The organism is Alcaligenes sp. MMA (assembly GCF_020907215.1).
In the GTDB taxonomy this organism is placed as follows: domain Bacteria; phylum Pseudomonadota; class Gammaproteobacteria; order Burkholderiales; family Burkholderiaceae_B; genus Alcaligenes; species Alcaligenes aquatilis.
In genome coordinates, this window is record NZ_JAJJPP010000002.1 from 263,338 (window position 1) to 278,330 (window position 14,993).

The 14,993-nt window shown below is 56.3% G+C and carries 9 protein-coding genes; 6 read left to right on the forward strand and 3 right to left on the reverse strand.

Annotated elements, in window-relative coordinates:
- Positions 1-9: 9 nt before the first annotated feature.
- From LNA76_RS09705 to LNA76_RS09715, 3 genes are all read right to left on the reverse strand, one after another.
- On the reverse strand, positions 10-906 hold the full coding sequence (locus LNA76_RS09705) for a cation diffusion facilitator family transporter (protein ID WP_094195564.1): 897 nt from the start codon (positions 904-906) through the stop codon (positions 10-12).
- Positions 907-1,101: 195 nt separating this feature from the next.
- On the reverse strand, positions 1,102-3,171 hold the full coding sequence (gene metG, locus LNA76_RS09710; RefSeq protein ID WP_230018990.1) for a methionine--tRNA ligase: 2,070 nt from the start codon (positions 3,169-3,171) through the stop codon (positions 1,102-1,104).
- A 218-nt stretch (positions 3,172-3,389) separates the two neighbouring features.
- Positions 3,390-3,647, reverse strand: a complete 258-nt coding sequence (locus LNA76_RS09715; RefSeq protein ID WP_045930818.1) for a hypothetical protein — start codon at positions 3,645-3,647, stop codon at positions 3,390-3,392.
- Between the two features lie 102 nt (positions 3,648-3,749).
- On the opposite strand from LNA76_RS09715, the gene apbC reads away from it, so the two are divergent.
- From apbC to LNA76_RS09745, 6 genes are all read left to right on the forward strand, one after another.
- Positions 3,750-4,835, forward strand: coding sequence for an iron-sulfur cluster carrier protein ApbC (gene apbC, locus LNA76_RS09720; protein WP_230018993.1), 1,086 nt, complete (start codon positions 3,750-3,752; stop codon positions 4,833-4,835).
- A 6-nt stretch (positions 4,836-4,841) separates the two neighbouring features.
- Positions 4,842-6,620, forward strand: coding sequence for an autotransporter assembly complex protein TamA (locus tag LNA76_RS09725; RefSeq protein ID WP_230018994.1), 1,779 nt, complete (start codon positions 4,842-4,844; stop codon positions 6,618-6,620).
- Between the two features lie 2,849 nt (positions 6,621-9,469).
- Complete coding sequence (locus LNA76_RS18050; RefSeq protein ID WP_442778983.1) at positions 9,470-10,777, forward strand: translocation/assembly module TamB domain-containing protein; 1,308 nt, start codon at positions 9,470-9,472, stop codon at positions 10,775-10,777.
- A 127-nt stretch (positions 10,778-10,904) separates the two neighbouring features.
- On the forward strand, positions 10,905-11,468 hold the full coding sequence (gene dcd, locus LNA76_RS09735; RefSeq protein WP_094195570.1) for a dCTP deaminase: 564 nt from the start codon (positions 10,905-10,907) through the stop codon (positions 11,466-11,468).
- A gap of 9 nt (positions 11,469-11,477) precedes the next feature.
- Complete coding sequence (locus LNA76_RS09740; protein WP_094195571.1) at positions 11,478-13,751, forward strand: arginine/lysine/ornithine decarboxylase; 2,274 nt, start codon at positions 11,478-11,480, stop codon at positions 13,749-13,751.
- 6 nt (positions 13,752-13,757) lie between these two features.
- A complete protein-coding gene (locus tag LNA76_RS09745; protein WP_094195572.1) occupies positions 13,758-14,987 on the forward strand; it encodes an NAD(P)/FAD-dependent oxidoreductase in 1,230 nt (409 codons plus the stop codon).
- Positions 14,988-14,993 lie beyond the last annotated feature (6 nt).

Sequence of the window (14,993 nt, forward strand, 5' to 3'; positions counted from 1 at the left end):
CGTCAGGCTTTAGTGCTTGGGCGTGACTGGATCAAAGTGCGTCATTACATCCAGCACGGGTTCTTCGGCCATCACACGCGCCCGTGCAGCCACGGCAATCTCGTGTCCCTGACTGATGGTCAGCTTGCCATCCATTTCCAGGTCTACCTCTACCCAGATCATGTCGCCCAGCTTGCGGGTGCGTAACTGGTGTATCCCTTCTACGCCGGGCGTCTCGCGCAAGAGTTTGGCAATGCGCTCTTCCGTTTCCTGATCGACCGCTTTATCTGTCAGATCGTGGAAGGCGCCTATCGCAAACTTCCAGCCCGTGCGCAGAATCATCAAGCCCACAATGCTGGCAGCCAAGGGGTCGCCCAAGGGCAGGCCTGCCAAGTTCGCCATGACTCCGACACTGACAACCAAGGAGGATGCGGCATCCGAGCGTGCATGCCAGGCATTGGCAGCCAGCATGGTCGAGCGTAACCGTTTTGCTACACGCAACATGTAGCGAAACAGGAGTTCTTTGCTACAGAGCGCAGTCAAGGCAATGGCCAAGGCAATGGGGTGCACAGCCTCGATGCTGCTGGGGTCGCGCAAGGCAGAGACGGCATTCCACAACATCCCGGCACCCACGGCCAGCAAAAGGCCTCCAATGGCCAAGGTAGCGACCGTTTCGTAGCGCAAGTGACCGTAGGGGTGGTCTGCATCTGGGCCTTGGCGGCTATGGCGGTTGGCAATCAGCACTACAAAGTCCGACAGCAGGTCAGATAAAGAGTGAATGGCGTCGGCAATCAGGGCTTGAGAATGGGCAAACAGGCCCACCACAAGTTGCAGCACGCTCAAACCAATATTGACAAGGACGCTGACCCAGGTGGAGCGTTGAGCGCCGCGGTGCCGGTCCAGATCAGAAGGGGGGGTATTTTTCATGCCAAACGGTCCTTGCAAGCAAAGCGGCAGGCTGTGTATCAATACAGCAGTTTCAAGATAAAGAGTGTATCGACTTTCCCGGTCTGTAGGGTGCTGAAAGGGGCTTGGCAGGCTGTTTTGAGCCTATTCTTTGATATGTGGATACAAAAAAGCCTCGCTTTTGAGCGAGGCTTTTGGGCGTATCAGGAATGCGTCTTAATTGATGCGCATGCCGGGCTGGGCGCCAGGGAAGGGCTCTAGAATATAGATACCTTGGTCCACGGCGTCATCAGCATGGCTGGCAGCCAGAACCATCCCTTCGGACACACCAAAACGCATCTTGCGAGGAGCCAGGTTAGCTACCAGAACCGTCAGCTTGCCGATCAGGTCGTCGGGTTGGTAAGCCGACTTGATGCCAGAGAACACTTGGCGCAAACGACCTTCGCCAGCATCCAGGCTCAGGCGCAGCAGCTTGTCCGACCCTTCTACGGCTTCACAGCTGACGATCTTGGCAATGCGCAGATCAACCTTGATGAAGTCCTTGATGTCGATGGTGTCGGCAATCGCTTCGCCACCGGGCAGGACGACTGGGGCTGGCGGGGGGGCCAGCAGTTCGTCCACCATGGCGCTGTCTACCCGCTGCATCAGGTGTTTGAATGGAGCGATGTGATCAGGCAAGGCAGCCACGTCATCCCAGACAAAGCTGCGATCCAGACCGAATAGCTCGCGGGCAACGCGATCGGTCAGGGTAGGCAAAATGGCGGTCAGCATGACAGACAGGCCCTTGAAGCCAGCCAGGGTGCGCGAGCAAATGTCTTGCAGCGCATCTTTCTGGGCTTGCTCGGCAGTTGCAATGCCTTTGGCCATGACCCAGGGCTGGGCTGTATCGAAAGCCTGGTTGATGATGTCGGCTTGAGCCATGATCTGGCGCACAGCACGGCCGTACTCGCGGCTTTCCAGATCGGCACGGACTTTCTCGGCGACTTCCTTGAGCTGGTTTTGCAGCTCGGAGGTGTCACCCTGGTAGGCCAGCTCGCCATCAAAATGCTTGCTGATGAAGTTGGCGGCACGGCTGGCGATGTTGACGTATTTGCCAATCAGGTCGCTGTTGACGCGGGCAATGAAGTCGTCAGGGTTGAAGTCCATGTCCTCAACGTGCGAGTTCAGCTTGGCGGCCATGTAGTAGCGCATCCACTCGGCATCCATACCCAGTTCCAGGTAGCGCAGGGGTGAAATGCCTGTGCCACGGCTCTTGGACATTTTTTCGCCGCTAACCGTGATGAAACCGTGTACGTTCAGTGCATCAGGCACTTTACGGCCGGAGAATTTCAGCATGGCCGGCCAGAACAGGGCGTGAAAGTACACGATGTCCTTGCCGATAAAGTGCACCTGCTCGGTGCTGCCTTCCGGATCCAGCAAGGCATCAAAGTCCAGACCGGCCTTGGTGCAGTAGGCTTTCAAGGAAGCCAGGTAACCAACAGGCGCGTCCAGCCAGACGTAGAAGTACTTGCCGGGCGCATCGGGAATCGGAATGCCGTAGTAAGGTTCGTCGCGCGAAATATCCCAGTCGTTCAGGGACGCTTCGGCCCCTTCGCCTGTACCCAGCCATTCGCGGGTTTTGCCCAGCACTTCCGATTGCAGACGTGGCTTGCCCTGGGCGTTCTTGCCTGTGGTCCACTCTTGCAGGAAGGCCACGCAGCGCGGGTCGGACAGACGGAAGAAGAAGTGTTCCGAGGTCTTTAACACCGGACGCGCATTGGTCAGGGTGGAGTAGGGTTCGATCAGCTCGGTCGGGGCGTAAACCGCGCTACAGACCTCGCAGCTGTCGCCGTACTGGTCCTTGGCGTGACACTTTGGGCACTCGCCCTTGATGTAACGATCGGGCAGGAACATGCCTTTGACCGGGTCATAGAACTGTTCGATGGTGCGTGTATCGATGAAACCGGCGCTTTTGAGCGTACGGTAGATATCCTGGGCCAGCTCGACGTTGTCAGGCGAGTCCGTACGGTGCCAGTGGTCGAACTTGATGTTAAAGCCGTTCAGGTAGGTGGGGCGTTCGGCCGCAATCTTGTCCACCAGTTGGGCGGGGGTAATGCCAGCGCTTTCTGCCTTGAGCATGATGGGGGCGCCATGGGCGTCGTCCGCACACACAAAATGTACCGTATGTCCCGACATTCGCATGGACCGAACCCAGATGTCGGCCTGGATATATTCCATGATGTGGCCGATGTGAAACGAGCCATTGGCATACGGCAGGGCGGTCGTAACAAATATCGTTCGTGACATGACTTAACAAAATAAAAGAGAAAGGGAACAAGGATTCTACGGTCTATTGCGCACTTGTGCTGCGCCAGACAGAGGAATGTCCACGGGCAAAGTGCTGATCGGCCATTGCGAATGATACAAATGCATACACCCTGAGCCTTTGACGACTCAGGGTGTTCGGGGGCAATGCCTAATCAGCGTTGCTGCTCGCCAAAGACGTGGCGCACAGTCAAGAACTGTTAAGGAATCTCGCGCATCTCGATGTCGGTAACATCACGCGAACGTGGTGCAGTCGACTGTTTGCTGGCAGCGGCAGGGCGGCGGCGCTGGTCCCAATAGGCTTTGACGCCGAAAGGACGGCCACTAATACGCGCCACAATGTATAAAATGCCGATCGCAATAGCGGTAGAAACCATGAAGATAAACGCCATGATTGCACCGAAAATTGTCAGCAAGACAAAGAGGGCTGTGCGGATAATCTGGTTAAATGTGTTCATAGGGTTAGTATGACATCATAAGTGTAAAAAAATTCCTCTTGAACCGCTAATTTTCTGGTTTAAAGGTATGGTGATGTTTCTTTATATCAAGGTTTTGGATAAATGACAGTGAGTTCCGAGCGCGTGTTGCAAGCCCTGGCGAGTGTGACCGATCCCAACACGTTAAAGAAGTTATCGGTCGATGCGGGTCGATGCGAACTGAGCATTGACCAGAACCAGGTTGAGCTGACTTTGCATCTGCCCTACACGGCTTATGACATTCAGGGGCAGCTGCGCGAACGTATCGAGCAAGCCTTGGCGGGCGTGGGTGCCACCCTGTCCAAGCTGCATTTGAGTCCTCGCATCGGCATACATGCCGTGCAGGAAGGCTTGCGCCCCATGCCCAATATCCGCAACATTATTGCGGTGTCCTCGGGCAAGGGCGGTGTAGGCAAGAGTACAACCTCGGTGAACCTGGCCTTGGCCCTGCATATGCAAGGCGCGCGTGTCGGTTTGCTGGACGCGGATATTTACGGCCCTAGCGTGCCCACCATGCTGGGCCTGCACGAGCGTCCGCGCAGTGCAGACGGCAAGATGATGGAGCCGCTGATTGGCCACGGTCTGCAAGCGAACTCGATTGGTTTCTTGTTGGATGAGGACGCTCCGGCGATCTGGCGCGGCCCGATGGCAACCCAGGCGCTGACACAGTTGCTTACACAAACGCGTTGGGACAATCTGGATTACCTGATCATCGACATGCCTCCGGGCACGGGCGACATTGCCTTGACCCTGTCGCAGAAAGTCCCGTTGACGGGCGCTGTGATTGTGACCACTCCGCAGGATCTGGCGCTGATCGATGCCAAGCGTGGCTTGAACATGTTCCAGAAGGTCAATGTGCCAGTCTTGGGTATCGTGGAGAACATGTCGGTTCACATTTGCTCGAACTGTGGTCACGCTGACCCGGTCTTTGGCCAACACGGTGGCCGCGATATGGCCAGCCAATTCAACGTGCCTTGGCTGGGTGCCTTGCCGCTGGCAATGAGCATTCGGGCTCAGACCGACTCCGGTACCCCTACCGTGATTGCCAGCGCAGACAGCCCCGAGGCTCGGCTCTATCATGAGATTGCCAATCGCGTTTCGGCTAACGTGTCGCAACTACCTCCAGACACGTCGGGGCAGCGCCCCAAGGTTGTTCCTCGTCCTCTTTGAGTACGTATGCGCAAATCCGGCTTTTGCCTGTTGTTCTCGATAGTCCTGAGCCCTGCCGTGTGGGCTCAGTCTTCCGTTCCTGATGTCATTATTGATCCGGGGGGCGTGCCCCCCCAGGCGTTGAAAGAAATTCAGCGTGCGGTCAGTGCCATTACGCGTTTGGCGGAAGATCAGGACTTGGGAGAGGTTTCGCGCCTGCGGCGCCGGGCCCATGATGCGACCGTTTCCGCCTTGCAGACTCAGGGTTATTTTGACTCTGTGGTTACGCTGGAGGTGGGTGAAGATTCCAGCGGGGAATATTGGGACATTATTATTCAGCCGGGTGAAATCACGCGTGTGCGCGACATTGCCTTGGACTTCAAAGGCAAGATCCAGGAACCGGAATACCAAGTGCGTCTGGAAGGGATCAAGGCCAGTTTTCCCCTGAAAGTGGACGATCCTTTTTTAAATTCAGTCTGGTCGTCGGCCAAGGCGGATTTGCTGGAAAGCGTACAGCGTCAGGATTTTTACTACGCTCGTTATATAGACACGCGGGCGACGGTACTGGCTGATGAGGGGGTGGCCGATCTGTCCCTGAAAGTGGATAGTGGGCCGCGGGTGCGCATGGGGCCTCTGGAAACCACCGGCCTGAAGCGTGTTCCCCAGTCACTGGTGGATCGCTACGTGCGCTATACCCCTGGTGATCCTTACGATCAGGACAAGCTGGACGAGTGGCAGCAATCCTTGGCGGCCACTACGTTTTTCCGGGGTGCCTTTGTCACGCTGGACGAAGGGGACGGCAAAAAGAAAGAGCTTCCTGACGGAGATGTGGAGCTGCCCGTGCGGGTGCGGGTCACAGAGGCACCGGCCCGCCAGTTCACCGGCTCTTTGGGCTTTGATAGCGATCACGGTGTTCGTGCTGAAGCCCTTTACCGTAAAAACATTGTGTTTGGACTGCCGATCTGGTCCGAGGCCGGTATCGGCGTGGATAAAAAGCGCCAACGTGCTTTTTATGACATTCACTTGCCACCCACACTTAGTGGCTACAAGAACAGTTTTGGGGTTTTGTACGATCGCTCCGACATTGAAGGCCTGGACACCGAACGTGCCGCCTTGGGTTGGAAGCTGCGCCAGGAACGGCAGGCTGCTGGCAATAGCCGGGTGGAGTACGAAACCGAATGGGGTGTGCTGGGTGCCTGGGACAAGACCAAGATTTCTGGTTTGCCCACCCGTGAAACGCCTTCCGCGATTGCAACCTGGCAATGGCTGCGTCGGGACGTGGACAAGAAATATGATCCGCGTGAAGGCAATTTGATTGATTTTGGTGTCGGTGCCGGTGTCACGCTGGATCGGGGCGAAAGGTTCTACCGCAGCAATTTGCGACTCCAACAATGGTGGCCGGTTGGGGATCGGGACGTCTTGTCCGTACGCGGGGAAGTCGGCAAAGTGTGGGGGATGACGGATCGGACGCCGCCTGATTTCGGTTATCGCACTGGGGGCGCGCGCAGTATCCGGGGCTATAAATATCAAAGTATTGGTCTTGAACGCAGCGACGCCGTGGTGGGCGCGCCGGCCATGGCGGTTGCTAGTGTGGAGTACACGCATTTTTTCACCAGCATGTACGGCATGCGTGCTTTTGTGGACGTGGGCGATGCGGCGTCCAGCTTTGGTGATATGGACTTGGCCTGGGGTTACGGTTTGGGAGCGGTGGTCCGAACCCCTGCCGGGCCCTTCAATCTTGATCTGGCCTATGGTCAGCGGGACAAACGTTTACGTTTGAGCTTTTCTTTGGGAATCGCATTTTAATGGCTTGGGTTCGGCGCTGGTTCCGATATTTTGCATTGTGGGGCATCCCCTTTGTGGTGGTGGCCCTGCTGCTTGTGTGTGGTTTTGTGTATTGGGTGCTGGCCAGTCAGGCCGGGACCAGTTGGGCGCTGCGCACGGCCTTGCCGTATGCGCAGGGTAGTGCACAAGGCGTGCGCGGAACAATCTGGGACGGTCTGAGTATCGACCACTTGGTCCTGAGCTTGCCGGATACCCATGTCGATATCGAGCGTTTGCGCTTGCAGGCCAACTGGAAAGAGCTCTGGGAGCGCCGTTTGCATGTGGTGGAATTAAGCGCCCATAAAGTGGATGTGGCCTTGACCTCCTCGGACGAGCCCAAATCTGACGAACCCTTCAAGATGCCTGAGCTGCCCATCAGTATTGCCGTGGACAAGCTGGCCTTGGGCCAGTTCTTGCTCACGCAAGATGGCACTCCCTTGCCGGTAGCCATTGCGGATTTGTCCTCGGCCCTGGCTGTGGATTCCGACAGCGCACAGCTGCGCCTTTACGATTTGATGGTGGCCAATGAGTCCATCCGCGCTGGTTTTCAGGGCGAAGTGGAGCTGGCCGGTCTGGAAGCGCCTTATCCGGCGCGAGCCGATATACAAATCATCGCCCGTGGCTTGACGGCGGATTCGCCCATTTGCGCGAAGCAGTATTTGCCGGCTTACGCAGAGCAATCGAAGTCCGACAAACCTGCCGCGAAGGTAGTGGTGGATCAGTCCAGACAAACAGCCGCTGCTGAAACGGTCAAGTCCAGTGACAAGGCTGCTGCAGCTCCCGCGGCTGCGCAAGCGGACAAGCAGACTGCAGATAAAGCAGCAGAAAAATCATCAGAAAAAACGTCGGAAAAGGCAGCAAAGCAAAGTGCCGAACCTGCACAGAGTGCGACAACACAGCAAGGTCAATCTGAGGCCAGCGCACCGAGTCATGAAACTCCTGCCAGCCAGCCAGCCGACCAGCCTGTAGATGCCCATAGTGTCGCCGGAGTCATCAGCTCCGAACCTGGGGGCAGTGCAGGTCTTGTTGATGAAGAACGTATTCAGGAGCCGGTTGCTGTTCCTGAGCCCGAGCCTTTGCCTGATTGTGTGGTCAATGCGCAAATCACCTTGAATGGCTCTTTGGAACAAGCCACCTTGCTACTTAAGGGGCATGGTCAAGGTTATAGCCTGGACGCCAGTGCAGAATTGAGCCCGTTGGATTCCGTACCCGTGCGTCAGGCCAAGCTGGCCGTGAAATTGCCAGACGAGTCCTTGCTGGATGCAGACTTTGCCTGGGATGCCACACAGGAAGGTGTGCACGTTCAGGATCATTTCAAAGGTCAGTTCAGCAGCAACAAGCTGGACTTGCATGCATTATTAGGCGATGTCTTGCCTGACGCTTTGCTCAATAGTCAGGGCAAGTTTGATGTGGTGCTGGCGGATAAAGAACAAATACTTTCTGCGGATGTCGATATTCAACTGCTGCAAGGCAGCCGTTGGAACAAACAACCGGCGATTGGGCAGATCAAGGCGAAAGCGGCCGCACCAGCGCAGCCGGGTGAGCCGACCTGGTGGCGTCAACTGCACTTGAGCGATGTGCTGACTGATTTGAAAGTGGGCGATAACCAGGTGCTCTTAAAGGGCGATTTGGGTATAAGCGGCACGGCGGCGCTGGATTTGCAAGTCAAGATGCCCAAAGCAGAACAATTGTGGCCCGGCCTGGAGTTGGGTGTGGCATCGGCGCAAGGCCAACTGCGTGGCGACGTGTCGCGCCACACCTTACAGCTACAAGGCCAATACGATCTGGGTGGCAAAGACAGTACTCAGCTGGGCCAGGGCATCGCGCAAGCGGATCTGGCCTTGGAAGGCGGCTGGCATTTCGCCGATCAAGGCAAGGCAGCCTACTGGGATGGCCAGCTAAGCCGTTTGCAGGCTGACCATGCAGGTCTGGCTGTGCGTTTGCAGTCGGCTATGCCACTGCGTTTTACGGATGCACTGCGTGCACCCGAGCCAGCGCGGAAAGAATCCCTTGCCAAGACAGATGCGACATCTGCAGAACAGCCGGGGGTAGAGCCTGGCGTGGCTCCGGCCCCGGCTTTGGCGAATGAAGGAGCCAGGCCGGTCGACGAAGTACAACAGGGTGCGGGTACTGACTCGGTAGTCAATGCGGCAGATGGTAGCGGAGCGGCACAAACTGACAAAGCGGCATCGATGGAGGGTGGTGCAGCCGCAGTGCGCGCTGCCCAGCCACCTCTGGAACCCTGGTCGGTTCGCGTGGGTGCGGCTACCTTGAGCACCTCCGTCGATAGCGAGCCTTGGATCAATCTGCGTCATCAGGAATCCACGTATCAGCCGGGACAGTGGGCCAGCCGGGGTGAATTGCTGGATCTGGTCTTGTCCGAACCCCGCATTGCGCGTTTGTTGCGCAAGGTGGGGGTGCGGGAAGATTCGGAGAAAGCCAAAGGGGGCGGGGTCAAGATTGCCAGGAACAAGAAAACCCAGCCGCCTGAAATTGATATCAAAGCCCGTTGGGACCTGAAGTTCAATGGCGCCTTGGCTGGGCAAGTGCGTGTGGATCGTGTCGCGGGTGATGTCCAGGTTTTTGCCGAACCTCCCATGTCTCTGGGCCTGGAGGATCTGAGCATCGTCATTGATGCGAAACCTACCTCGGGTACTACCAGCCGTCTGGATGCTCAGATGGATGTGCGTACCAAGGACATGGGCTACGTCACTGCCAAGGCTCAAACCCCCATTCACGGGCTGACCCTGGACGAGAACGATCGCAAAACGGTCAGCATTCAAGCCAATATTGATGACCTGAGCTGGACGCGCCTTTTCCTGGGGGATGCCATGGAATTGGGCGGCCGTCTGAATGCGGACGTGAATATTGATGTGGGCGCGAAATGGGCCTGGACCAGCCGAGGCACGGTAACGGGCCGCGAGTTGCGCTTTACTCGTCTCGATGACGGTATCCGTTTGATTGACGGGCAGTTGGATGCCAGTTTTGATGGCGATATTTTCCGCTTGGATTCGCTGACTTTCCCGGCCCGTCTGCGGGTAGAGCCGCAAGAGTGGCGTACGGCTACGTGGCTGAAAGAGAGTCCGGATGCCAAGGATGGCAAGCTGACAGTGTCCGGGCAGTGGAACTTGAGTACTCAGCAAGGGGCATTTGGCGTCGATATTTTCCGTTTCCCCATTTTGCAACGCTCTGACCGTTACGCCATGATGTCCGGCAAGATCAATCTGGACATGGAGCTGCCTCGTATTGCGATTACCGGCAAGGTAGTGGCTGATGCAGGATGGTTCAATCTGGATATGTTGGGCGGCATTCCCACGGTAGATAGCGACGTGGTGATTGTGCGGGCTGGCGATGAGCCTGCTGCCGAGCCATCTCAGGCCGCCACTGATATGAGTATGGACATTGATGTGGATTTGGGCCGACGCTTTTATCTGACCGGTTATGGTGTGAACTCGGGCTTGGTCGGCAATCTGCGGATCACCATGGCCGGTGGCAAGTTAACCGGCATTGGCGCCTTGCGTACTCGTGGTGGTCGTATCGAACTGTATGGGCAGAAGCTCTTGCTCAAGCGCGGTACGGTGACGTTTCAGGGCGACATCACCTCGCCCATCCTGGATATTGAAGCCGTGCGTACCGGGCTGGCGGTAGAAGCAGGTGTTAAGGTGGTTGGCACGGCGCGCAGACCCCGAATCGATTTGGTGTCCTATCCGGAAGTCAGTGAAGTTGAAAAGCTGTCCTGGCTTTTGTTGGGCCATGGCCCGGATGACTCCGGTGGCGATATGGCCTTGTTGCTCAGTGTGGGCACCTCTTTTCTAGGGGACGGCGAGCCCTTTTACCGCAAGTTCGGTATTGATGAGGTGGCCATGCGCTCAGGCGACCTGGGTAGTGCTGGTAGCATCTTGCCAGTCGAAAGTGTGGTCAAATCCCTGAACAGTGGCACCAGCAATGAAGAGCGTAAGTTCATTGCAATTACCAAGGCGTTAACGGCCGATTTTTCGGTCAGCCTGGAGCAGGCCATGGCCGATACCGGCACGGTAGGTCGGGCCAGCTACCGCTTGGCGCGGGGCCTGACCGCTGAAGTCAGCGCGGGTACGGTAAACGGTCTGGCCCTGATTTACCGCTGGTTCTCGAAAGATTGATGCAGGCTGCCCGGCTTCAAACGGGCAGCCAATTGTGGTGCAAATGATATATTTGCGCCGCAATTGGCTTGTGTGTGTATCTAAACGATAAAATAACCGGTTACTGATTTAAGGCGGCTAATTTCTTATGAGTATCAAAAGCGACCGTTGGATTCGGCGGGCTGCTGCCCAAGGCATGATCGAACCTTTCGAGCCAGGCCAAGTGCGCAATGTAGACGGACAACGTATCGTCAGCTACGGCACCAGCAGCTATGGTTACGATGTGCGTTGTGCCAGCGAATTCAAGATTTTTACCAACATCAATTCGACCATCGTGGACCCCAAGGCCTTCGATGAAAAGTCCTTTGTGGATTTCGTCGGTGATGTGTGCATTATTCCGCCCAATTCTTTTGCGCTGGCCCGTACGGTTGAGTACTTCCGTATTCCTCGCAGTGTGCTGACCATGTGTCTGGGCAAAAGCACCTATGCCCGTTGCGGCATTATCGTGAACGTGACTCCGCTGGAACCCGAGTGGGAAGGCCATGTCACCTTGGAGTTTTCCAACACCACCCCGCTGCCAGCCAAGATTTACGCCGGTGAAGGGTGCGCACAGATGCTGTTCTTTGAAAGCGATGAAGTGTGCGAAGTGTCGTACCGCGACCGCGGCGGCAAATATCAGGGTCAACAGGGCGTTACCTTGCCCCGTACCTAGGAGTTCTGGATGAAGTTTCGTTTTCCTATCGTCATCATCGACGAAGACTACCGTTCCGAAAATACGTCGGGCCTGGGCATTCGAGCCCTGGCCTCGGCGATAGAGGCCGAAGGCGTAGAGGTTCTCGGGGTCACCAGTTATGGTGACCTTAGTTCTTTTGCGCAACAGCAAAGCCGCGCGAGCGCCTTCATTTTGTCGATTGATGATGAGGAATTCGATGTGGATTCCCCGGAGGATGTTGCCAACGCGATCAAGAACCTGCGCTCCTTTATTGGTGAGCTGCGGTTTCGCAACGAGGACATCCCTATTTATTTGTATGGCGAGACACGCACCTCGCAGCATATCCCCAACGATATTCTGCGCGAGCTGCACGGCTTTATTCATATGTTCGAGGACACGCCCGAGTTCGTGGCGCGCCATATCATCCGTGAGGCCCGTTCCTATCTGGAAAGCCTGGCACCGCCGTTTTTCCGCGAACTGGTCAAATACGCGTCTGATGGTTCCTACTCCTGGCACTGTCCAGGGCACTCGGGTGGCGTCGCTTTTCTGAAAAGCCCGGTAGGTCAGATGTTCCACCAGTTCTTTGGTGAAAATATGCTGCGTGCCGATGTCTGTAATGCGGTCGACGAGCTGGGGCAACTGCTGGACCACACTGGCCCGGTTGCCGATGCCGAGCGCAACGCGGCCCGTATCTTTCATGCCGATCACTGTTTTTTCGTGACCAACGGCACGTCCACCTCTAATAAGATTGTCTGGCACGCCAATGTGGCCAATAACGATGTGGTGGTTGTAGATCGCAACTGCCATAAGTCGATTCTGCACGCCATCACCATGACGGGCGCTATCCCGGTTTTTCTGCGTCCCACGCGCAACCACTTGGGCATTATTGGGCCTATCCCGCAAGAAGAGTTCTTGCCAGAAAACATTGCGCGCAAGATCGAGGCCAACCCCTTTGCCAGCAAGGCCAGGAACAAGAAACCTCGTATTCTGACGCTAACGCAAAGTACCTACGATGGCGTGATCTACAACGTGGAAATGATCAAGGAAACCCTGGATTCCAAGATCCCCACGCTGCACTTTGATGAAGCCTGGTTGCCGCATGCGGCTTTCCACGACTTCTATCACGACATGCATGCTATTGGTGCCGATCGTCCACGCACCAAAGACACCATGATTTACGCCACGCATTCCACGCACAAAATGCTGGCTGGTTTGTCGCAGGCGTCCCAAATTACGGTGCAGGATGCGGAAAACCGCCCTTTGGACCGCAACGTATTCAACGAAGCCTACCTGATGCATACCAGCACCAGCCCGCAGTACGCGATTATTGCGTCCTGTGATGTGGCTGCGGCCATGATGGAGCCGCCCGGTGGCACCGCGCTGGTTGAGGAAAGCATTTGCGAGGCCATGGACTTCCGTCGTGCGATGCGCAAGGTCTCCAAGGAATATGGCGAGAGCGACTGGTGGTTCAAGGTCTGGGGGCCGGACAATCTGCCCGAAGAGGGCATAGGCGAGCGCGATGACTGGATTTTGCGCTCTGACGCGCAATGGCATGGTTTTGGCAAGTTGTCGACCAACTTCAACATGCTGGATCCGGTCAAAGCCACAGTCGTGACTCCCGGCCTGGATATTTCCGGCACCTTTGCCGAGCAGGGTATTCCTGCGGCTCTGGTTTCCAAGTATCTGGCCGAGCACGGCGTGGTGGTCGAGAAAACCGGCCTGTACTCCTTCTTTATTCTGTTCACCATTGGCATTACCAAGGGTCGCTGGAATACCTTGCTGACGGCCTTGCAACAGTTCAAGGATGATTACGACCGCAACCAGCCCATGTGGCGTATTTTGCCGGACTTTTGCAAAACCCAGCCCACCTACGAGCGGATGGGCTTGCGTGACCTGTGTCAGCAGATTCACCAGGCTTACCGCAAGTACGATCTGGCCCGCCTGACCACCGAGGTCTACCTGAGCGACATGATTCCCGCTCTGAAACCCTCGGACGCCTATGCCAAGATGGCGCATGGCGACATTGAGCGTGTTGGTATTGACGAGCTGGAAGGTCGTGTGACGGGTGTTTTATTGACGCCTTACCCACCCGGCATTCCTTTGCTGATTCCTGGCGAACGCTTTAACTCGCGTATTGTGGAATATCTGCAATTTGCGCGCGAGTTCAATGCCCGCTTCCCTGGCTTTGAAACCTATGTGCATGGACTGGCGCAGGATATTGGCCCCGATGGACTGCCGCGCTACTACGTAGATTGCGTGCTTGAGTCTGAAACCAACGAGTAAACCCGCGTGATTCCTTTTTTTGATGTTGCCGTCATCGGCGCAGGTGCGGCCGGTATGATGGCTGCCAGTATCGCAGGCCAGCGTGGTCTGCGAGTGGTATTGATTGATCACGCTGAGAAGCTGGCCGAGAAAATCCGTATTTCAGGTGGAGGGCGTTGCAACTTCACTAATACGGGGACTTCGCCAGAGAATTTCCTGTCCAAGAATCCGCATTTTTGCCGTTCCGCCTTGGCGGGCTATACCCCCCAGGATTTTCTGCAACTGGTGCGAGAGTACCGCATCGGTTTTCATGAAAAGCATAAAGGCCAGTTGTTCTGTGATGATTCCAGCGAGTCCATCATCCAGATGCTGCGTCAGGAGTGTTTGAAAGGGCAGGTATCCTGGCGCATGCCCTGTTCGGTGCAGTCCATTGGCCGCACGCAAGAAGGTTTTGTGCTGCGTACCAGCCAGGGCGATTTGAATGCTTTGCAGGTGGTGATTGCCACAGGCGGCATGGCGATTCCGCAGCTCGGTGCCACGGACTACGCTTTGCGTATGGCACGTCACTTTGGTTTGAAAGTGATTGAACCGCATCCGGCCTTGGTTCCCTTGACCTTTGATGGCCGGGATTGGAAACCTTTTTCGGCCTTGAGCGGTATGGCTTTGGAAGTGGAAGTCAGCACAGGGCAGGGCAAGCAGCGTCAAGCCTTTTTGGAAGATTTGCTGTTCACGCACCGCGGCCTGTCTGGGCCGGGTATCTTGCAGATTTCCAGCTACTGGCAATCGGGTGAAAGTATTAGTGTAGATCTGGCCCCCGGTCAGGATATTGCGCAGCAGTTATTGGATTTGAAGGCGGGTAACCGCCAGCAACTGGTCACGGTCTTGTCCACTTTGTGGCCACGCCGTCTGGTCGAGCAATGGTTGGATACCTCGGACTTGTTGCCCAAAGGCGTGGGGCAACAACGTCTGGCGGATCTGCCCGATCGCGTATTGCGTGCGGTGGGGCAGGTTATTAACGCTTGGCAGTTGAAACCCAGTGGCACCGCAGGCTATAAAAAGGCGGAAGTGATGAGCGGTGGCGTGGATACACGCGAGCTTAATCAGAAAAGCATGGAAGCACGTAAAGTACCTGGCCTGTTCTTTATTGGTGAAGCGGTGGATGTCACCGGTTGGCTGGGTGGGTATAACTTCCAATGGGCCTGGGCGTCTGCAGCAGCGTGTGCACGCGCACTGAAGGCGCAGGCAGGTCAGAGCTAGGGAAGC

What these genes read in the sequence shown, in the direction of transcription:
- LNA76_RS09705 (WP_094195564.1), bottom strand. Translation starts at nt 906, where the DNA reads ATGAAAAATACCCCCCCTTCTGATCTGGACCGGCACCGCGGCGCTCAA.
- metG (WP_230018990.1), bottom strand. Translation starts at nt 3,171, where the DNA reads ATGTCACGAACGATATTTGTTACGACCGCCCTGCCGTATGCCAATGGC.
- LNA76_RS09715 (WP_045930818.1), bottom strand. Translation starts at nt 3,647, where the DNA reads ATGAACACATTTAACCAGATTATCCGCACAGCCCTCTTTGTCTTGCTG.
- apbC (WP_230018993.1), top strand. Translation starts at nt 3,750, where the DNA reads ATGACAGTGAGTTCCGAGCGCGTGTTGCAAGCCCTGGCGAGTGTGACC.
- LNA76_RS09725 (WP_230018994.1), top strand. Translation starts at nt 4,842, where the DNA reads ATGCGCAAATCCGGCTTTTGCCTGTTGTTCTCGATAGTCCTGAGCCCT.
- LNA76_RS18050 (WP_442778983.1), top strand. Translation starts at nt 9,470, where the DNA reads ATGGAATTGGGCGGCCGTCTGAATGCGGACGTGAATATTGATGTGGGC.
- dcd (WP_094195570.1), top strand. Translation starts at nt 10,905, where the DNA reads ATGAGTATCAAAAGCGACCGTTGGATTCGGCGGGCTGCTGCCCAAGGC.
- LNA76_RS09740 (WP_094195571.1), top strand. Translation starts at nt 11,478, where the DNA reads ATGAAGTTTCGTTTTCCTATCGTCATCATCGACGAAGACTACCGTTCC.